Raw genomic sequence first — 17857 nt, 5'->3', positions numbered from 1 at the left:
GATGGCGGGGCTTATGGCCGGTCCCCCCCGGTGTCAAGCGGGGTGGCGGCGTGCGCGGCCCGGTCAGGCGGGCGAGCCGACCGCAAGCCCCATGAAGGCGAGCGTGCGCCGGGCCAGTTCCGGCCCGGCGTCTTCCTGCACGAAGTGCCCGGCGTTGGCGATGACTGCGTGCGGCTGGCCCTCCGCGCCCGGGACCCGCAGCTGGAACTCGCGCGCGTAGGGCGCGGTCACCGGGTCCCGGTCGGAGAAGAGCGTGAGGAACGGCCGGTCGAACCGTTCGAGCACCTCCCAGGCAAGCTGGTTCATCTCCGCGGAAGGATCGCTCGGGGCAATCGGCACCAGCAGGGGCAGCCGGCGCGGGGCAGCCTTCAGCCGCTCGTCCGGGAAGGGGGCGTTGTAGGCGACGGCCGCTTCCGGCGAGATGCCGTGGATGGTGCCCTGGTGGACGACCGCGCCGCAGTCGAAGGGCTCGAGCCGCTGGCTGTAGGCGCGCCAGCGCAGGAAGGCTTCGGTCGGCGGCATCCGGCCGTCGGGCAGCATGGTGTTGGCGACGACCACCCGGGCGAACCGCTCCGGCCGGGCCGCCACCAGCCTGAGGCCCAGAAGCCCACCCCAGTCCTGGCAGAACAGGGTCACGTCGTTCAGATTCTGCCGGTCGAACCAGAGCAGGAGCCAGGTGACGAGAAGCTCGTAGCTGATCTGGTCACCACTGGCGATCTTGTCCGACTGGCCGAAGCCGAGAAGGTCGGGTGCGACGACTCGGGCGCCGGCCGCGGCGAGGACGGGCATCATGTGGCGGTAGAGATAGGCCCAGGTCGGCTCGCCGTGCAGACAGAGGACAACGGGCCCATCGGCCGGGCCGTCGACATAGTGCGCCGTGCGCACGGAGCCGAAGGGATGGAAGGTGAACTCCGTGAAGAGGGGGCGGTAGGACCACCCGTTGAGCCGCAGGAACTGTGTGTCAGGCGTGCGCAGGATGTTCATGATGGCCCGACCCCGGCGAGGATTCGGGCGCGGCATGCCGCGCCCGCAGCCGTTCGGCAAGTGGCTGACGCCGCTGCGGGCCGCACGCGCGGCAAGGCCATTGCAACCGGCGCGGCGCCCCCGCAAGGCGGGCGCATGACGATGGACGAACGCAAGACCGCCGCCGAAGCCTGGTTCCGGAACCTGCGGGACCGCATCTTCGCCGCCTTCGAGGCGCTCGAGGACGAGGGACGGGACCTTCCCGCGCTGCCGAACGCGCCGGCCGAACCCGGGCGGTTCGCGACCCGTACCTGGACCCGGACCGACCCGACCGGCGCGCCCGGCGGCGGCGGCACCATGGGCCTCATGAAGGGGCGGGTGTTCGAGAAGGTCGGAGTGAACATCTCGACCGTCCATGGCACCTTCCCGCCGGACTTTGCCGCGACCATTCCCGGTGCGGCCGAGGATCCACGCTTCTTCGCAACCGGCATCAGCCTTGTCGCCCACATGGCGAACCCCAACGTGCCGGCGGTCCACATGAACACGCGCTTCCTCGTGACGACGAAGTGCTGGTTCGGCGGCGGCGCGGACCTCAACCCGGCGCTGCCCCGCCAGGAGGACACCCGTGACTTCCACGCAGCCCTCAAGGCCGCGTGCGATGCGCACCACCCGGAGCACTGGGACCGCTTCTCGCGCTGGTGCGAGAGCTACTTCTTCATCCCCCACCGCAACCGGCAGCGAGGCGTGGGCGGCATCTTCTACGATTATCTCGAATGCCCGGATGACGCGGCGTTCGAAGCCAACTTCGCCTTCACGCGCGCGGTCGGCGAGGCGTTCCTCGGCATCTTCCCCACGATCGTCCGCCGCCGCATGGCCGAGCCCTGGGACGATGCCGCGCGGCTCACCCTCCTACGCTATCGCGGCCTCTACGCCGAGTTCAACCTCGTCTACGACCGCGGCACCGTCTTCGGCCTGAAGACCGGAGGCAATGCAGACGCAATCCTGATGAGCCTGCCCCCCGAGGCCCGCTGGGACTGACGGACGCCGTCCCCGCGCCTCGCCAGCGCGTCTAGCCCGCGAGCGCGCGGTAGACGCGGCCGGCAACCAGCGCGACGAGCACGCTCAGCATTGCCTGGAGGGCGGCGAGTGCCAGCACGTTGATCCATTGCCCGGGGCCCCAGCCTCGGCCGGCGTCACCGAGGAGCAGCGTGGCGATCGCGGCAACCGGCGCGGCCAGCGCAAGCAGCACGACCGCGAGAAGGAAGAAGCCGACGAGAAGGGCGCCGAGGAGGGCAAGCAGGGCAAGGGTGCGGCCGCGCGTCAGCTCCCAGCTGCGGGCGACGGCCGCGCGGACCCCGAGGGTCTCGCGCACGAGCGCGGGAACCGCGAGGATGAGCCGGACGAAGAGGTAGATCCCCACGCCGAGCGCAAAGGCGCCGAGGAAGGCGACGGCCGGGTCGGGCGCGACCATCAGGCTGAGCCCGGGTGACATGACGAGGGCCTGGAGCAGGCCGATCGCAAGGGCCCTCGGCAGCAGCCGGAGCCCCCGGAGGAGAAGCGCGCCGACCGTCGCGCCGCCCGAGCCGACGGCAAGCGCCGTTACGAACAGCTGGGCAAGCTGGTTGAGCCCGACCACGACCAGCAGCAGGAGATTGGCGGCAAGGCCGGGCTCCTTGGGCGTGCGCGACGGATCGAGCACGTCGATGCCGAGCACGCGGAACAGGAGGAGGAGCGGCAGGATGACGAGCGCGCCCGCAACGGGCGCGATGGCCCAACCGTCACGGCGGAGACAGTCGCGGACTTCGGGAAGGATCTCGAAGAGCTGCCCGCCTGCCGACCGCACTGCCCCGCTCAGTCGGCGGAGCCGATGCGCGCCTCTTCGAGCAGCGCCTGAAGCTCGCCGCCCTCGAACATCTCCATCATGATGTCGGAGCCGCCGACGAACTCCCCCTTGACATAGAGCTGCGGGATGGTCGGCCAGTTGCTGTAGGCCTTGATACCCTGCCGGATCTCGGGGTCCTGGAGCACGTCCACCTCGCGGAAGGGAACGCCGAGATGCTCGAGGATGGCAACCGCCCGGCTCGAGAAGCCGCACTGGGGAAAGAAGCGGGTGCCCTTCATGAAGAGCACGACGTCATCTCCGGCGATGATGTCCGCGATCCGCTTCGCAACCTCGTCCATGGCGTCTGCCTTTCCCTGCCTTGCCGGCGCGCGTCAACCCTCCCGCGGCCGGGTGATGAGCCTCAGCGCGTGGAGCGTCCCGCCCATATCGGCGCCGATCGCCTCGTAGACCAGCCGGTGCTGCCGCACCCGGGGAAGCCCCGCGAAGGCTGCCGAGGTGACGGTCGCCTCCCAGTGGTCGTCATCGTCGGCCAGCGCCACCAGCGTCACCTCCGCATCGGGCAGCGCCGTCCGGATCCGGCGCGTGATTTCCTCGGCGCTCATCGGCATCGGCCCGGCTCCCCGAACCGCACCGGCCACTCCGCCACGTTGAATGACGCCCGGTGCGCGAAACTCTGATGAAATCCATCACCTTTCTAGCGGTGCCCGGCCTGCAGCGCAAGACGGCTGGCGCCGCTTGCCACGCACCCGCCCAACATGCAGATTGCCGTGGCTGGGAAGGGAGATGCGATGACGTTCGAACTCTACCGGGATCGCCGCGGCGAATGGCGCTGGCGGCTGAAGCACGCCAACGGGAACATCCTTGCCACGTCTTCGGAAGGGTACAGGGCGAAGGCGGATGCCGCGAAATCGATCGAGAACGTGAAGGCGAGCGCGTCTGCACCCGTCAGGGAAGTGTGAGAGCGGACCGCCGGAGCGGGCCAGGGTTCAGCGGACCCGCGGCGGGCCGCTCGTGGTGGCAACCGCGCGTGCCAGCGCATCGAGCGCCGCGCGCAGATCCGGGTCGGCGATCGACCGGAGCGACGGCGGCGCAGGGCCGGCGGAGTCCGGGCTCTCCTCCTGGCCGTGTTCCTCCGCCTCGCCCGCCGGTGCCGCGCGCGCGATGCGGCCCTGCACGAGCCTGAGCCGGCCCACCACGCTGCCGCCAAGCAGGCGGTTGCAGCGCTCGAGGATCACCGGCGCGGCGTGCTGGAGCTGAAGCGCGAACGGCCCCTCGACGCGCACCACCAGCGTCGCGCCCTCCCCGCTCCCCTTTCCCCGCTGGGCTCGGAGCGACTCGGGCGCCGACCAGCGCGCGTAGACCGGCCCCACGATCTCGCGCCAGCGCGCAACCAGCTGCCCCTCGGCGAAGCCGAAGCGGCGAAAGGCGCGGGCACCGGCGCCGCTGATGAGCTCGCCGATCGCCTTCGGCCGCCCGCGACGCGGCGCAGGCTCCGGCTCGGCAGGCGGGCGTCTTGCCATGGCCGGACGATCTGCCAGAGGGAGGTCGTGCCCGTCGAGAGCGAAGCGCCTGCCCCCCTCGGCCTCGCGGCACCGCTCCTCGCCTGGTACGACCGGAATGCGAGGGACCTTCCCTGGCGTCTGCCGCCCGGAACGCCCGCCGTTCCAGACCCCTACCGCGTCTGGCTGGCCGAGGTCATGCTCCAGCAGACCACGGTGGAGGCAGCCCGAGAGCCCTATGCCCGCTTCCTCGCGCGGTGGCCGACCGTCGCGGCACTGGCCGCCGCGGACGATGCGGAGGTGATGGCCGCCTGGGCCGGGCTCGGCTACTACGCCCGCGCCCGCAACCTCCTCCGCTGCGCGCGCACCGTTGCCGCAGCCGGAGGGGCGTTTCCCCGGAGCGAGGGGGAGCTGCGCCGGCTGCCGGGTTTGGGCCCCTACACGGCTGCGGCCGTTGCCGCGCTGGCGTTCGGCGCGCGCACCCTGCCGGTCGACGCGAACGTGGCGCGGGTAGGCGCGCGGCTGTTTGCGCTCCAGCCCGAGGGCCCGGCGCTGCTCCGCGCCGTTGGCGAGCGGCTGCGGCCGGAGGTGCCGGCGGACCGGGCGGGAGACTTTGCCCAGGCGCTGATGGATCTCGGGGCCGTCGTCTGCCGGCCGCGCGCGCCCGACTGCCCACGCTGCCCGCTGGCCGCCCGCTGCCACGCCCGCGCGCTGGGACTCGCCGAGGCGTTCCCAAGGCGGACGCCGCGCCGTGCGCGGCCCACCCGGCGCGGCTCCGTCTGGTGGGTCGAGGCCGACGGCCGGGTGGCGCTCGTCCGCCGGCCGCCACGCGGCCTCCTCGCCGGAATGCTGGCCCTGCCGGGGACGGGCTGGAGCGCGGAGCAGCCGCGCGCCCTTCCCTTCCCAGGGGACTGGCGCTGGGCGGCCGAGCCCGTCCGCCACGGCTTCACCCACTTCGACCTGGTGCTCGAGGTGGCCGGCATCCGGCTGGCGGTGCCGCCTGCCTTCGCCGAAGGGCTCATCTGGACCAGCCGCGATTCGCTTGCCGGGCTGCCGACGGTCTTCCGCAAGGCCGCGGCCGTCGGCAGGGAGCTTGCGCGCGCGTGACGGAGGGAAGGATGGGGGACTGGATCCGGACGGGCTTCACCGGCGGCCGGCTCGACCGGGCCGACCATCTCCGCCGGGACGAGGCCGCCATGCGCGTGGCCCGGATGCACCCGACGGCGCGTTTCCTCGTGCTCGACCGGCTGAAGCCGGTTCTGGTCCCTGAAGGCGACCGGCTGCTCTGGGTGCGACGGAGCGAAGCGCCGGAGGGTGCCAGCGTCTTCCTCGGCCTCGATGAGGAGGGGCGCCCGCACTTCGCGCTCGACGGCCCGGCCGACGGGCTCCCGGGGATAGCGACCGACGCACGGACGGCAGGTGCCAGGCTTCCCGCCGCCGAGGCGGCGATCGTTGCCCAGGCGCGCTCGCTTCTCGACTGGCACCGGCGGCATGGCTTCTGCGCCAACTGTGGCGCGCCGACGGCAATGGCCAAGGCCGGGTACGCACGGGCCTGCGGGGCATGCGGCGCGGAGCATTTTCCGCGCGTCGACCCGGTCGTCATCATGCTGGCCGAGCGGCAGGGGATGGTGCTGGTCGGGCGCCAGCCCATGTTCCCGGCTGGCTTCTATTCGGCGCTCGCGGGCTTCGTGGAGGCAGGGGAGAGCCTGGAGGAAGCGGTGGCCCGCGAACTCAGGGAGGAGGCGGGCATCACCGTCCGCGGGGTGCGCTATGTCGCGAGCCAGCCCTGGCCCTTCCCGTCGAGCCTGATGATCGGGGCCATCGCCGAGGCCGAGAGCTTCGAACTGAGGCTGGACGAGACCGAGCTCGAGGCGGCGCGCTGGGCCGACCGCGAGGAGGTGGCGGCCGTGCTCAGGGGAGAGGGACCGTGGGCGGCACCCCCGCCGCTGGCGATCGCCCATACGCTTCTGCGCCACTTCGTGGAGGGCTGACGGCGTCAGTCGGCTCCAGGTCTGCGAGGTCGAAGTCGAGTTCGCCGATCTCCTGCGGGTCGATGGCGATGAGCGGTTCCGAGCGGGCAAGGTGGCGCATGGCATCCTCCGCCGACATCGGCCGGCCGAAGTAGAAGCCCTGAACCTGGGCGCAGCCGAGCCTGCGCATCGCCTCGAACTCGGCGCGGGTCTCGGTGCCTTCGGCCGTCGTTTCCATGCCGAGCCGGTCGGCGAGGGCGATGATCGCCTGGATGATCGCTGTCGACTCGTTGCCGTCCTGGACGGAGGCGCGGACGAAGCTCTGGTCGATCTTGATCCGGTTGAACTCGACCTTCTGCAGGTAGCCGAGCGAAGAGTAGCCGGTGCCGAAGTCGTCGAGCGCGAAGCCGACGCCCAGCTCGCGCAACCGTGCGAGCGTCCGCACCGTGCTGTCGCGCTGGTCGAGGAAGACGCTCTCGGTCAGCTCGAGCTCGAGACGGCGGGGCTCGACCCCGTGGCGCCGGAGCGCGGCGGCGATGTCCTCGACAAGGCCGGGCTGGTCGAACTGGAGCGACGAGAGGTTCACCGAGATCTTGATGTGCCGCGGCCAGCGCGCCGCCGTGCGCAGCGCCTCGTCGATGGCGAAGAGGCCGAGCTGGCCGATGATGCCGATGTCCTCGGCGATCGGGATGAAGACGCTCGGCGAGATTTCGCCGTGGACGGGGTGGCGCCAGCGCATGAGCGCCTCGAAGCCGACGACCCGCTCATCCAGCGCATCCACGATGGGCTGGTAGACGAGCGCGATCTGCCCCTGCTCGAGCGCCGAGCGCAGGTCGAGCTCGAGGGCCCGACGCGCCTCGGCCCGCGCGTGCATCTCGCGGTCGTAGCGGCGGACGGTGCCGCGGCCCTTGCCCTTGACGTCGTAGAGGGCGAGATCGGCGGCGCGCATCAGGGCCTCGACGCTCGTTCCGTCCTCGGGGCCGAGCGCAAGGCCGACGCTGGCGCCGATCCGGGCGTCGGTGCCGCCGAGCGCGAAGGGGCGGCTGAGCTCGGCGATCACCTGTTCGCCCAGTTCCGTCGCTGCCGCCGCGTCGGCCGCGCGCAGCACAATTGCGAACTCGTCGCCGCCAAGGCGTCCCACCTGCCCGGCTGCCCCGACGACCGCGCGCAGGCGCCCCGCAACCTCGACGAGAAGCTGGTCTCCGGCCGAGTGGCCGAGGCTGTCGTTGATCGCCTTGAACCGGTCGAGATCGACGAAGAGCAGCGCCACGCCCGTGGGGCCGTGCAGCCCGTCGGCGATCGCGGTGTGGATGACGCGGCGGTTGACGAGCCCCGTCAGCGAATCGAAGGTCGCGAGCTCGGCAATGCGCTCGGCGCTCTTCTGCCGGTCGGTGATGTCGGAGCCCACGCCGCGGTAGCCGGCAAGGCGTCCGTCGGCATCATACTTGGGCGTGCCAGAGACCGACCACCAGCGCAGCTCGCCGTTGACGGTGCTGCGGATCAACAGGTCGCGGAACGGCTGGCCGTTGCGGGCGATCTCGCGGAGTTCGCCGAGCGACTCGGGGTCCGCGACGAACCGGGTCCACGGCTGGCCAATGATCTCCTCGATCGGCCGGCCAACGGCGTCGGCGAACTTCGAGGTGGCAAAGGTGATGCAGCCGTCGCGGCCCAGCTCGAACAGCCACTCGTTGCCGTTCGCGTCGAACTCCTTGAGAAGAAGGCGCACCACCTCCTCCTGCTCGAGCAGCCGGTCCTGGGTCTTGAGGCGCGCGAGGAACGCGAAGGTGGTGAGCACGTTGCCTCGCACGATGACCATGAGGAAGGCACCGAGGATGATGAGCACATAGGTGCCGTGCGGCCAGTCCGCCTCGAGGATGCCCGCGATGGTGCCAAGCGCGATGGGGCCAGAAAGCGCGAGCGCGCCGACGGGAAAGACGGCCGTCGAATAGGCGGTCGTGCCGATACCGACGAGGGTCATGCCCACGACAAGGGCCAGCTGCGAGGGCTCGAGCGCAGGAATCATGAAGGCGAACATCAGCCCCCAGCAGGCCCCGACGAGCCCCATCTCGAGGACGACCTGGCGGGTGTAGCGCCGGGTTGCCGGCGTCGGCTTGCCTGAGCGCGCCTCGCGGATCAGGCGGCGGACGAAGTGGACGGCCATGGCGGTCTGGATGACCATCCAGGCAACGAGGATGCCCGGCGGCGCCTTGTGGGCGAGCGCGGCCAGCACCACGCTCGCGTTGCCGACGGCGACCGCCAGCGTGAAGGGGAAGTAGCGGGCGAGGAAGTCGAGCTGGGTGGCGCGCACGCGGTACCAGAAGGGGTCGGCCTCGGGCCCGAGGCGGAAGAGATCGCGCCACGTGATCTCGCTCTCGGCGGCAACGGACGGCTTGAACTGGAAGCTCATGCGCCGCCCTCCCGTCGCGTGCGCCCGCCGGCGCGGCGCGCCGCCGGAGCGTTCGGCGCGCCTGCCAGGAGGCGCCAGGAGTTCGGAAACTGCGTGCGCACGCCCGGCTGAACGGCCGGAAAACTGCCCGGTTAAGTCCGGGGCTCAGGCCGGCGAGGCCATGGGGTAGCTGCCGAGCACGCGCACGGAGCGCGAATGGAACTGGAGCTCCTCGAGCGCCCGTGCCACCTGCGGAAGATCGGGCGTGCCCTCGATGTCGATGAGGAATTGTGCCGCGGTGAAGGAACCGCCGGAGAGATGGCTCTCCAGCCGGGTGAGGTTCACCCCGTTTGTCGCGAACCCGCCCAGCGCCTTGTAGAGCGCGGCCGGGATATTCTTCACCTCGAAGGCGAGGGTCGTCTTCGCCGGGCCCATGATGGGAAGGGGCAGCGGGCTCCGCGCCAGCAGGAGAAACCGGGTCCGGTTATGGTCGGCGTCCTCGAGGCCGGAGGCGAGGATGGCGCACCCGTAGAGCTCCGCCGCGAGCGCCGAGGCGATGGCGGCAAGCGCGGGTTCGCCGCGCGCGCGCACCTCGGCCGCGGCGGCAGCCGTGTCCGCAAAGGCAACCGGCCGCAGCCCCAGCGTCTTCAGCCGCCGCCGGCACTGGCCGAGCGCCTGCGGGTGGGAGATGACCTCACGAACCTCCGCAAGGGTCGCACCCGGAAGCCCGACGAGGCAGTGCTCGACCTTGACATAGGTCTCGCCCACGATGGCCAGTCCACTTTCCGGCAGCAGGAAGTGGACGTCGGCCACCCGGCCGTGCAGGCTGTTCTCGACGGGGATGGCAGCGTAGAGGGCCTCGCCGTCCGTCACTGCCTGCAGCGCTTCCTCGAAGCTGAAGCAGGGAAGCGGCAGCGCCTCGGCATCGAACTGCCGCACCGCCTGATGGGAGTAGGCGCCCGGCGCGCCCTGGAAGGCGATGGCCCGGGCTGCATCGCGGGCAGCCGCCGCACGCATGGCAGCCACGAGATCGCGGGCCGGGGGCGGGTAGCTCTCCATTGCCGCGCGCGCATGGCGACCGCCCGACGTCCGGTCAATCGCCTGCCCAACGGAAAGGACCACGGCCGGTGCCACGCTGCGGCAACCAGCGCTTCGGCCGCGGTCCTGTTTCGGTTGCCAACCGCGGGCGCGAACTCTAGGGACGCGCCCGCGGCCGATCGCGCGGCCGTTTTCTTGTGCGCGCGCATGCCCGGTTCGGGCGCGCATGTCATGGGAGCAGGTCTTGGACAGCTACGAGTGGACCCGGATTGCCGGCGCGGTGCTGACCGCCCTCATCGCCGTGCTGGGGCTCAGCATCATCACCGGCTACATCTACCGCCCGGCGCCCGTGGAGAAGCCCGGGTTCATCGTCGAGGGGGTGGTTGCCGAGGCCGAGAGCGCGGCCCCGGCCGCAGCTTCGGACGAGCCGCCGCTCGCGCTGCTGCTCGCCTCGGCCGACGCGAGCCGCGGCGAGGCCGCCTTCAAGAAGTGCGCCGCGTGCCACTCGATCGAGAAGGGCGGGCCCAACGGCGTCGGGCCCAATCTCTACGGCGTCGTGGGGGCGAGGCACGCCCACATCTCCGGGTTCGCCTACTCTGCCGCCCTTCAGGCCCTTGCCGACAAGCCGTGGGACTGGGAGGCGCTCGACGCCTGGATCAAGAACCCCAAGGCCGCGATTCCGGGCAATAAGATGGCCTTTGCGGGGGTTAGCCGCCCGCAGGAGCGGGCCGATCTTCTCGTCTATCTCAACAGCAAGAGCGACCGGCCGCTGCCGCTGCCCGAACCGCCGGCAGCCGCCGCTGCGACCGAGGCTCCCGCAGGCGAACCGCCCGCCGCGGAGGCGCCCGCCGCAGAGCCCGCCGCGACCTGAGCCTCAGGCCGCCGGCGGCGGATCGGCCGTTGCGCAGATGTGGGCCCAGGCCTCGTCGGCAGTCTCGACCATGCGGAAGAGATCGAGGTCGGCCGGATCGATGACGCCTTCCTCGGCGAGCGCCTCGAAGCAGATGACCCGCCGCCAGTAGTCGCGCCCGAACAGCACCAGCGGCACCCGCTGCATCTTGCCGGTCTGCATGAGGGTGAGGAGCTCGAACAGCTCATCGAGCGTGCCATAGCCGCCCGGAAACACCGCAACCGCCCGCGCCCGCATGAGAAAGTGCATCTTGCGGATCGCGAAATAGTGGAACTGGAAGCTGAGCGACGGCGTGACATAGGGGTTGGGCCGCTGCTCGTGGGGCAGCACCACGTTGAGCCCGATCGAGGGCGCGCCAGCGTCGGCTGCGCCCCGGTTGGCGGCCTCCATGATGGACGGGCCGCCGCCGGAACAGACCACGAAGTCGCGCACGCCATCCGGCCTGCAGCCGCAGGAGGAGGCAAGGAAGGCGAGCCGGCGGGCCTCCTCATAGTAGCGCGCCTTGGCCGCCAGCCGCTCGGCCACCGCCCGGCGTTCGGGCGGAGCGCCCGCAACCAGTGCCTCGGCCGCCTCGGGCGAGGGAATCCGCGCCGACCCGTAGACCACCAGCGTCGAGGCAATGCGCGCCTCGCCCAGCAGCAGCTCCGGCTTCAAGAGCTCGAGCTGCAGCCGGACGGGGCGAAGATCCTCGCGCAGCAGGAAGTCGAGGTCCTGGAAGGCGAGGCGATAGGCCGGGTGCTCGGTCTGCGGGCTGCGGCCCACCTCGGTTGAGCGCAGGGCATCGACGGCGGCAGGTCGGAGGGTGTGGACCTCCCGGTGAGGCTGTTCGGTCATCGCATCTCCCTTGGACGAGTTCCGGGGCCTTCGCAAAGCCGCATGGCTTGACACGGCCACGCCCGCCCGGCCATGCGGCGCCCGGGCCACGCCGCCCCAACGCGGCGCGCGCTCTCTGGAAGGAGAGACCATGACGACTGGAACCGCCGCGCCGCTCGCGCGGACCCTCCCCCGCCCCGCTGTCCGCCCCGCCCGGCCGCACTTCTCCTCCGGCCCCTGCGCCAAGCGCCCGGGCTATGCGCTCTCGGCGCTTCCCACCGACAGCCTGGGCCGCTCGCACCGGGCGAAGATCGGCAGGAGCCGGCTCGCCGAGGCGATCGACCGCACGCGGCAGCTCCTCGAGGTGCCGGCCGACTACCGGATCGGCATCGTCCCCGCCTCCGACACGGGGGCCTTCGAGATGGCGATGTGGAGCCTGCTCGGCGCGCGCGGCGTGACGGCGCTCGCCTGGGAGAGCTTCGGCGAAGGGTGGGTCACCGACGTGGCGAAGCAGCTGAAGCTCGCGCCCACCATCCTCCGCGCCGACTACGGCCATCTGCCCGACCTCGCGGCGGTCGACTTCGCAACCGACGTGATCTTCACCTGGAACGGAACCACCTCGGGCGTCCGCGTGCCCGACGGAGACTGGATCCCCGACGACCGCGAGGGGCTCACCCTCTGCGACGCCACGTCCGCCGCCTTCGCCCAGGACCTGCCCTTCGCCAAGCTCGATGTCACCACCTTCTCCTGGCAGAAGGTGCTTGGCGGCGAGGGCGCCCATGGCGTCCTCATCCTGTCGCCGCGCGCGGTCGCGCGCCTCGAGAGCTACCAGCCCGCCTGGCCGCTGCCGAAGATCTTCCGCCTGACGAAGGGCGGCAAGCTCATCGAGGGCATCTTCGCCGGCGAGACCATCAACACCCCCTCGATGCTCTGCGTGGAGGACTATCTCGATGCGCTGCGCTGGGGCGAAGCGGTCGGCGGCCTTGCGGCGCTCCGCGCCCGGGCGGATGCGAATGCCGCTGCTCTCCAGGCCTGGATCGACCGCACGCCCTGGGCCTCGAACCTCGCGGCCGATCCGCGCACGCGCTCCAACACCTCGGTCTGCATCGCCGTCGACGGGCCTGCCGAGCTCCCCAGGGCGATCGCTGCGCTGCTCGAGAAGGAGGGCGTGGCCTTCGACATCAACGGCTACCGCGACGCGCCGCCATCACTGCGGATCTGGTGCGGCGCGACCGTCGAGACGGCAGACATCGAGGCGCTTGGCCCCTGGCTCGACTGGGCGCGCGCGACGATCACTTCGGGCGAGGGCTGAGGAACGATGGTCAAGGTTCTGATTTCGGACAGGATGTCGCCGAAAGCGGCCGAGATCTTCCGCTCCCGCGGGATCGAGGTGGACGAGAAGCCCGGCCTTACGAAGGACGAGCTCAAGGCCATCATCGGCGACTATGACGGGCTCGCCATTCGCTCCTCCACCAAGGTGACAGCCGACCTGCTCGCCGCGGCGACCCGGCTCAAGGTGGTGGGGCGCGCCGGCATCGGCGTGGACAATGTCGACGTGCCGGCCGCCTCGGCGCGCGGCGTCGTCGTCATGAACACGCCGTTCGGCAACTCGATCACGACCGCCGAGCACGCGATCGCGCTCATGTTCGCGCTCGCCCGCCAGCTGCCCGAGGCCGACGCCTCGACCCAGGCCGGCAAGTGGGAGAAGAACCGCTTCATGGGCGTCGAGCTGACCGGCAAGACGCTCGGGCTCATCGGCTGCGGCAACATCGGCTCGATCGTCGCCGACCGCGCCCATGGCCTGAAGATGAAGGTGATTGCCTACGACCCGTTCCTCACGCCCGACCGGGCGCAGGACCTCGGCGTCGAGAAGGTCACGCTCGACGAGCTTCTGGCGCGCGCCGACTTCATCTCCCTTCACACCCCGCTCACCGAGAGCACCCGCAACATCCTCAGCCGCGAGAATCTGCAGAAGACCAGGAAGGGCGTGCGGATCATCAACTGTGCCCGCGGCGGGCTCATCGACGAGGCCGCGCTGAAGGAGCTTCTCGACTCGGGCCACATCGCCGGGGCGGCGCTCGACGTGTTCGCCGAGGAGCCGGCGACTGCCTCGCCGCTCTTCGGCACCCCGAACTTCATCTCGACCCCTCACCTCGGCGCCTCGACCGAGGAGGCGCAGGTCAACGTGGCCATCCAGGTTGCCGAGCAGATGGCCGACTTCCTGCTGACCGGCGCCGTCCAGAACGCGCTCAACATGCCTTCGGTGTCGGCCGAGGACGCGCCGCGTCTCAGGCCCTACATGACGCTTGCCGAGAAGCTCGGCGCGCTTGCCGGCCAGCTCGAGCCAGGCGAGATCCGCTCGATCACCATCGAGGCGGAAGGGGCCGCCGCCGAACTCAACATCAAGCCCATTACGGCCGCGGCGGTTGCGGGCGTGATGCGCCAGTTCTCCGACACGGTGAACATGGTGAACGCGCCGTTCATCGCCCGCGACCGGAACATCGAGATCGCCGAAGTCCGCCACGAGCGGGACACCGACTACCAGACGCTGCTTCGCGTCACCCTGCGGACGCCGGAGGGCGAGCGGCAGGTGGCCGGCACCCTCTTCGCCGGGTCCACCCCGCGCCTCGTCGAGATCGACGGGATCAAGGTCGAGGCCGACTTCGCGCCCCGGATGCTCTTCATCGTCAACGAGGACAAGCCGGGCTTCATCGGCCGCCTCGGCTCCCTCCTCGGCGACGCAGGCGTCAACATCGGCACCTTCCATCTCGGCCGCCGCGCCGCCGGCGGCGAGGCAGTGCTCCTGCTCTCGGTCGACCAGCCCATCCCCGAACCGCTCATGTGGGAAGTCTGCCGTCTGCCCGGCGTGCGCACGGCGAAGGCACTCGGCTTCTGAGACGCGGGTGATGCCTCGCCCTGCCCTGCTCCCGGAGGGGTTCCGCGACCGGCTCCCTCCGGAGGCCGAGGCCGTCGCCAGCCTCCTGCGCACCGTGCTCGACACGGTGCGGATGCACGGGTACCTCCGGGTCCAGCCGCCGATCGCCGAGTTCGAGGCGGAGCTCGGCCGCTGGCTCGGCAAGCCCGGCGGCGCGAGGCTCTTCCGCTCGACCGACCCGGCGACCGGCGAGGGCCTGGCGCTCCGGCCGGACATGACGGGCCAGGTGGCCCGCATTGCCGCCACCCGGCTTGGCAGCGAGCCCCGCCCGCTGCGCCTCGCCTATGGCGGGACGACCGTCCGCGCCCGCGGCACCGAGATCGACCCCGCGCGCGAGCGGACCCAGGCCGGTGCCGAACTCATCGGCAGCGACGGGGTGGCCGCCTGCGTGGAGGTGATCGGGGTGGCCGTCGAGGCGCTCACGGCCTGCGGCGTCGAGGCCATCACCGTCGAACTCGTGCTGCCCGGCCTCGTCGAGGCGCTCGCGCGCGAGACCTGGCCGGTGGCGGATGCCGAGGCGGTTGCCGCCGCTCTCGACGGCAAGGACCGCGCGGCGCTCGCATCTCTCGGTGCCGATCGCTACGCGGCGCTGCTCGACGCCGCCGGGCCGGCCGCCCGCGCGCTCGACGCGCTCGAGGCCCTGGGGCTCGGCGGCGAGCCGGCGGACCAGATCGCACGCGCGCGCGAGGTCTGCCGCGGCCTTGAGGACGTGGCGCTCCGCCTCGACCCGACCGAGCGGCACGGCTTCGCCTTCCAGTCCTGGCTCGGCTTCGCCCTGTTCGGGAAGGCCGGGGAGACCACGCTCGGGCAGGAGGTGGGGCGGGGCGGCACCTATGCCGTGGTGCGGAACGACGGCTCGGCCGAGCCCGCCGTCGGCTTCTCGCTCTACGTCGACCCGCTCGCCGAGGCCGGCCTCGCCGGCGCGGCGCCCCGGCGGGTGTTCCTGCCGCTCGGCACGCCGCCGGAGGTGGGACGGCGGCTTCGCGCCGAGGGCCTCGCGACGGTCGCCGCGCTTTCGCCCGAGGACCGGGCCGACCGGCTTGACTGCCCCCTGGTCTGGGACGGCGCACAGGTGGTCGGCTGATGGCGAACGTGGTGGTGATCGGCGCCCAGTGGGGCGACGAGGGCAAGGGCAAGATCGTCGACTGGCTGGCGGCGCGCGCCGACGTGGTGGTCCGCTTCCAGGGCGGCCACAATGCCGGCCACACCCTTGTCGTGGGCAACGAGACCTACAGGCTCTCGCTGCTTCCCTCCGGCGTCGTTCGCGGCACGCTCTCCGTCATCGGCAACGGCGTCGTGCTCGACCCCTGGGCGCTTGCCGAGGAGATCGGCCGGCTCGCCGGGCAGGGCATCGCCATCACGCCCGAGAAGCTCCAGATTTCCGAGACCTGCCCGCTCATCCTGCCGTTCCATCGCGATCTTGATGCGCTGCGCGAGGACGCGAGCGGCGCCGGCCGGATCGGGACGACCCGGCGGGGCATCGGCCCGGCCTACGAGGACAAGGTGGGGCGCCGGGCGCTCCGGGTGTGCGACCTTGCCGACCTTGCTGCTGCCGGGCCGCAGATCGACCGGCTGCTTGCGCACCACAATGCGCTGCGCGCCGGGTTCGGCGTTGCCCCGATCGACCGCGACGCCCTCGTCGCCGAGCTCGCGGCAATCGCCCCCGCCATCCTGCCGTTTGCCGCGCCGGTCTGGCAGACGCTCGCCACCAAGCGGCGGCAGCGCGCGCGCATCCTCTTCGAGGGCGCTCAGGGCGTGCTGCTTGACGTGGACCACGGCACCTACCCGTTCGTGACCTCGTCGAACACGGTCGCCGGCGCTGCTGCATCGGGCGCGGGGCTGGGCCCGGGCGCGCTCTCCTACACGCTCGGGATCGTGAAGGCCTACACGACGCGCGTGGGCTCGGGCCCCTTCCCGACCGAACTCCTCGATGCGACGGGCGAGCGGCTCGGCGCGCGCGGCCGCGAGTTCGGCACCGTCACGGGCCGCAAGCGCCGCTGCGGCTGGTTCGATGCCGCGCTCGTCCGCCAGACGGTGCAGGTGGCAGGCATCGACGGCATCGCGCTCACCAAGCTCGACGTGCTTGACGGCTTCGACGAGCTCCTCGTGTGCACCGGCTACCGGGTGAAGGGCCGCGAGATGGCCCATCTTCCAGCGCGGCTCGACGAGGCGATGGCCGCCGAGCCCGTCTACGAGCGGTTCGAGGGCTGGCCCGAGTCGACCGCCGGCGCCCGCAGCTGGGCCGACCTGCCGGCCGCCGCCATCAAGTACATCCGCCGGATCGAGGAGCTGATCGACTGCCCCGTCGCCCTCGTCTCGACGAGCCCCGAGCGCGACGACACCATTCTGGTGCGCGACCCGTTCCGGGACTAGGCCGCACCAGGGCGGGCCGGCCCCGTCCGGTTCCGTCAGGGACGCGCCAGCCGCCCGCCGGAGACCGGGTTCGCGACGCCGGTCGTCTCCGGCCAGCTCGTCGGCCGCCCGTCGACGACGCGCGCGGCAAGCCAGGCGAAGGCCTGGGCCTCGAGCGAATCGCCGTCGAGCCCCTCGGCCTCGACCGGCGCCACCGGAACGCCCGTTCGGGCGGCCAGCGCCTGCATGAGCGCGGGGTTCCGCCGGCCGCCGCCGCACACGAGGAGCCGCGCCGGCGGCTCGGCCAGCCCCCGAAGCGCAATCGCCACCGCCTCGGCCGTGAAGGCGGCAAGCGTCGCGGCGCCGTCGGCAAGCCCGAGGCCGTGGAGGGGGCGGATCGAGAAATCGTCGCGGTCGAGCGACTTGGGGCCCGGCAGGTCGAACCAGGGGTTGTCCAGAAGCGCGGTCAGCACCGACTCCTGCACCCGGCCCGCGGCTGCGAGCGCGCCGCCGGCGTCGTGGGTTCCGGCGCCATGTGCTGCCACCCAGTCGTCGAGGAGGGCATTGCCGGGGCCGGTGTCGAACGCGCCCCAGGCGCCGTCCCCGAACCAGGTGAGGTTGGCGACCCCGCCAATGTTGAGGACGCCAAGCGGGCGCGGGAGGTGGGCGGTCACCGCGCGGTGGAAGCCGGGGGCGAGCGGCGCGCCCTGCCCGCCGGCCGCCACGTCGGCGCTGCGGAAATCGTGGACAACGGGCCGCCCGAGCGCGCGGGCGAGGCGCTCCGCGTCACCGATCTGCCAGGTCCAGCCCCGGTCGGGCCGGTGGGCGACGGTTGCGCCGTGGAAGCCCACGAGCTCCGCGCGCTCCCAGCCGTCGAGCATCCGCACCGCCTCGGCATGTGCGTCGGTCAGCACCCGTTCGGCCTCCGCGATCGCCGGGTCGGGCCCGGGCCCCGGGAGCGCGAGCGCCCGGCGCGCCGCATTGCGGACGAGCGCCCGCTCCTCCGGCGCGTAGGGCCGCTCCGCGGCGGCCAGCAGCCGCACATGGCCCTCGCCATCGGTCTCGACGAGCGCGGCATCCACGCCATCGGCCGAGGTGCCGGACATGAGGCCCACCACCAGCCGCTTTCCCATGGCCCGTTTCCCTCC

Annotated in this window: 18 protein-coding genes; 9 read left to right on the top strand and 9 right to left on the bottom strand. The window is 72.0% G+C overall.

Annotation, left to right across the window (positions count from 1 at the left end; genetic code table 11):
* Positions 1-63: 63 nt before the first annotated feature.
* Positions 64-984 carry a haloalkane dehalogenase gene (locus H3H34_RS03335; RefSeq protein ID WP_194743805.1) on the bottom strand — a complete coding sequence of 307 codons (921 nt, stop codon included), beginning with the start codon at positions 982-984 and terminating at the stop codon, positions 64-66.
* Between the two features lie 135 nt (positions 985-1119).
* On the opposite strand from H3H34_RS03335, the gene hemF reads away from it, so the two are divergent.
* Complete coding sequence (gene hemF / locus H3H34_RS03330) at positions 1120-2001, top strand: oxygen-dependent coproporphyrinogen oxidase (protein ID WP_194743804.1); 882 nt, start codon at positions 1120-1122, stop codon at positions 1999-2001.
* A gap of 31 nt (positions 2002-2032) precedes the next feature.
* On the opposite strand, the gene H3H34_RS13950 is transcribed toward hemF, so the two are convergent.
* Genes H3H34_RS13950 through H3H34_RS03315 form a run of 3 tightly spaced genes read right to left on the bottom strand, consistent with a single transcriptional unit; the run spans position 2033 to position 3408 of the window.
* Positions 2033-2806, bottom strand: a complete 774-nt coding sequence (locus tag H3H34_RS13950; RefSeq protein WP_194743803.1) for a glycerophosphoryl diester phosphodiesterase membrane domain-containing protein — start codon at positions 2804-2806, stop codon at positions 2033-2035.
* An 8-nt stretch (positions 2807-2814) separates the two neighbouring features.
* Positions 2815-3144 carry a Grx4 family monothiol glutaredoxin gene (grxD, locus tag H3H34_RS03320; protein ID WP_194743802.1) on the bottom strand — a complete coding sequence of 110 codons (330 nt, stop codon included), beginning with the start codon at positions 3142-3144 and terminating at the stop codon, positions 2815-2817.
* Between the two features lie 33 nt (positions 3145-3177).
* Positions 3178-3408 (bottom strand): BolA/IbaG family iron-sulfur metabolism protein, encoded by a 231-nt coding sequence (locus H3H34_RS03315; protein WP_408033943.1) that lies wholly within the window; start codon positions 3406-3408, stop codon positions 3178-3180.
* A 186-nt stretch (positions 3409-3594) separates the two neighbouring features.
* Here H3H34_RS03315 and H3H34_RS03310 point away from each other — a divergent pair, with 186 nt between their 5' ends.
* Positions 3595-3765 (top strand): YegP family protein, encoded by a 171-nt coding sequence (locus H3H34_RS03310; protein ID WP_194743800.1) that lies wholly within the window; start codon positions 3595-3597, stop codon positions 3763-3765.
* 27 nt (positions 3766-3792) lie between these two features.
* On the opposite strand, the gene H3H34_RS03305 is transcribed toward H3H34_RS03310, so the two are convergent.
* Positions 3793-4326, bottom strand: a complete 534-nt coding sequence (locus H3H34_RS03305; RefSeq protein WP_194743799.1) for a DUF721 domain-containing protein — start codon at positions 4324-4326, stop codon at positions 3793-3795.
* 27 nt (positions 4327-4353) lie between these two features.
* On the opposite strand from H3H34_RS03305, the gene H3H34_RS03300 reads away from it, so the two are divergent.
* Together H3H34_RS03300 and nudC are read left to right on the top strand one after the other, a co-directional pair.
* Entirely contained in the window at positions 4354-5412 is a 1059-nt protein-coding gene (locus H3H34_RS03300; RefSeq protein WP_194743798.1) for an A/G-specific adenine glycosylase, read from the top strand.
* A gap of 11 nt (positions 5413-5423) precedes the next feature.
* Complete coding sequence (gene nudC / locus H3H34_RS03295; protein ID WP_194743797.1) at positions 5424-6296, top strand: NAD(+) diphosphatase; 873 nt, start codon at positions 5424-5426, stop codon at positions 6294-6296.
* Here the strand turns inward: nudC and H3H34_RS03290 are convergent.
* Entirely contained in the window at positions 6217-8682 is a 2466-nt protein-coding gene (locus tag H3H34_RS03290; RefSeq protein ID WP_194751844.1) for a putative bifunctional diguanylate cyclase/phosphodiesterase, read from the bottom strand. The two genes, nudC and H3H34_RS03290, sit on opposite strands and share 80 nt — an antisense overlap.
* 144 nt (positions 8683-8826) lie before the next feature.
* Entirely contained in the window at positions 8827-9720 is an 894-nt protein-coding gene (locus H3H34_RS03285; RefSeq protein WP_194743795.1) for a prephenate dehydratase, read from the bottom strand.
* A 223-nt stretch (positions 9721-9943) separates the two neighbouring features.
* Here H3H34_RS03285 and H3H34_RS03280 point away from each other — a divergent pair, with 223 nt between their 5' ends.
* Positions 9944-10570: a c-type cytochrome gene (locus tag H3H34_RS03280; protein ID WP_194743794.1), complete on the top strand. Its 627-nt coding sequence runs from the start codon at positions 9944-9946 to the stop codon at positions 10568-10570.
* A 3-nt stretch (positions 10571-10573) separates the two neighbouring features.
* Here H3H34_RS03280 and H3H34_RS03275 read toward each other — a convergent pair whose 3' ends face one another.
* Positions 10574-11443, bottom strand: a complete 870-nt coding sequence (locus H3H34_RS03275) for an LOG family protein (protein ID WP_194743793.1) — start codon at positions 11441-11443, stop codon at positions 10574-10576.
* 130 nt (positions 11444-11573) lie between these two features.
* Between H3H34_RS03275 and H3H34_RS03270 the strand changes: the two genes are divergently transcribed.
* The 4 genes from H3H34_RS03270 to H3H34_RS03255 are packed head-to-tail and all read left to right on the top strand — an operon-like array spanning position 11574 to position 16730.
* Entirely contained in the window at positions 11574-12734 is a 1161-nt protein-coding gene (locus H3H34_RS03270) for a phosphoserine transaminase (protein WP_194743792.1), read from the top strand.
* 6 nt (positions 12735-12740) lie between these two features.
* Positions 12741-14318 (top strand): phosphoglycerate dehydrogenase, encoded by a 1578-nt coding sequence (gene serA, locus H3H34_RS03265; RefSeq protein ID WP_194743791.1) that lies wholly within the window; start codon positions 12741-12743, stop codon positions 14316-14318.
* A 10-nt stretch (positions 14319-14328) separates the two neighbouring features.
* On the top strand, positions 14329-15441 hold the full coding sequence (locus tag H3H34_RS03260) for an ATP phosphoribosyltransferase regulatory subunit (protein ID WP_194743790.1): 1113 nt from the start codon (positions 14329-14331) through the stop codon (positions 15439-15441).
* Complete coding sequence (locus H3H34_RS03255; RefSeq protein ID WP_194743789.1) at positions 15441-16730, top strand: adenylosuccinate synthase; 1290 nt, start codon at positions 15441-15443, stop codon at positions 16728-16730. The genes H3H34_RS03260 and H3H34_RS03255 overlap by 1 nt, the downstream gene beginning before the upstream one ends.
* A gap of 35 nt (positions 16731-16765) precedes the next feature.
* On the opposite strand, the gene H3H34_RS03250 is transcribed toward H3H34_RS03255, so the two are convergent.
* A complete protein-coding gene (locus tag H3H34_RS03250; RefSeq protein ID WP_194743788.1) occupies positions 16766-17842 on the bottom strand; it encodes an anhydro-N-acetylmuramic acid kinase in 1077 nt (358 codons plus the stop codon).
* Positions 17843-17857: the final 15 nt, after the last annotated feature.

It is taken from the genome of Thermaurantiacus tibetensis (assembly GCF_015354055.1).
Lineage (GTDB): Bacteria > Pseudomonadota > Alphaproteobacteria > Sphingomonadales > Sphingomonadaceae > Thermaurantiacus > Thermaurantiacus tibetensis.
This window is presented reverse-complemented; position numbering and strand designations above follow the sequence as displayed.

Coding starts and splice junctions, on each gene's coding strand:
- H3H34_RS03335 (WP_194743805.1), bottom strand. CDS start 984: ATGAACATCCTGCGCACGCCTGACACACAGTTCCTGCGGCTCAACGGG.
- hemF (WP_194743804.1), top strand. CDS start 1,120: ATGACGATGGACGAACGCAAGACCGCCGCCGAAGCCTGGTTCCGGAAC.
- grxD (WP_194743802.1), bottom strand. CDS start 3,144: ATGGACGAGGTTGCGAAGCGGATCGCGGACATCATCGCCGGAGATGAC.
- H3H34_RS03315 (WP_408033943.1), bottom strand. CDS start 3,408: ATGAGCGCCGAGGAAATCACGCGCCGGATCCGGACGGCGCTGCCCGAT.
- H3H34_RS03310 (WP_194743800.1), top strand. CDS start 3,595: ATGACGTTCGAACTCTACCGGGATCGCCGCGGCGAATGGCGCTGGCGG.
- H3H34_RS03305 (WP_194743799.1), bottom strand. CDS start 4,326: ATGGCAAGACGCCCGCCTGCCGAGCCGGAGCCTGCGCCGCGTCGCGGG.
- nudC (WP_194743797.1), top strand. CDS start 5,424: ATGGGGGACTGGATCCGGACGGGCTTCACCGGCGGCCGGCTCGACCGG.
- H3H34_RS03290 (WP_194751844.1), bottom strand. CDS start 8,682: ATGAGCTTCCAGTTCAAGCCGTCCGTTGCCGCCGAGAGCGAGATCACG.
- H3H34_RS03285 (WP_194743795.1), bottom strand. CDS start 9,720: ATGGAGAGCTACCCGCCCCCGGCCCGCGATCTCGTGGCTGCCATGCGT.
- H3H34_RS03275 (WP_194743793.1), bottom strand. CDS start 11,443: ATGACCGAACAGCCTCACCGGGAGGTCCACACCCTCCGACCTGCCGCC.
- H3H34_RS03270 (WP_194743792.1), top strand. CDS start 11,574: ATGACGACTGGAACCGCCGCGCCGCTCGCGCGGACCCTCCCCCGCCCC.
- serA (WP_194743791.1), top strand. CDS start 12,741: ATGGTCAAGGTTCTGATTTCGGACAGGATGTCGCCGAAAGCGGCCGAG.
- H3H34_RS03260 (WP_194743790.1), top strand. CDS start 14,329: ATGCCTCGCCCTGCCCTGCTCCCGGAGGGGTTCCGCGACCGGCTCCCT.
- H3H34_RS03255 (WP_194743789.1), top strand. CDS start 15,441: ATGGCGAACGTGGTGGTGATCGGCGCCCAGTGGGGCGACGAGGGCAAG.
- H3H34_RS03250 (WP_194743788.1), bottom strand. CDS start 17,842: ATGGGAAAGCGGCTGGTGGTGGGCCTCATGTCCGGCACCTCGGCCGAT.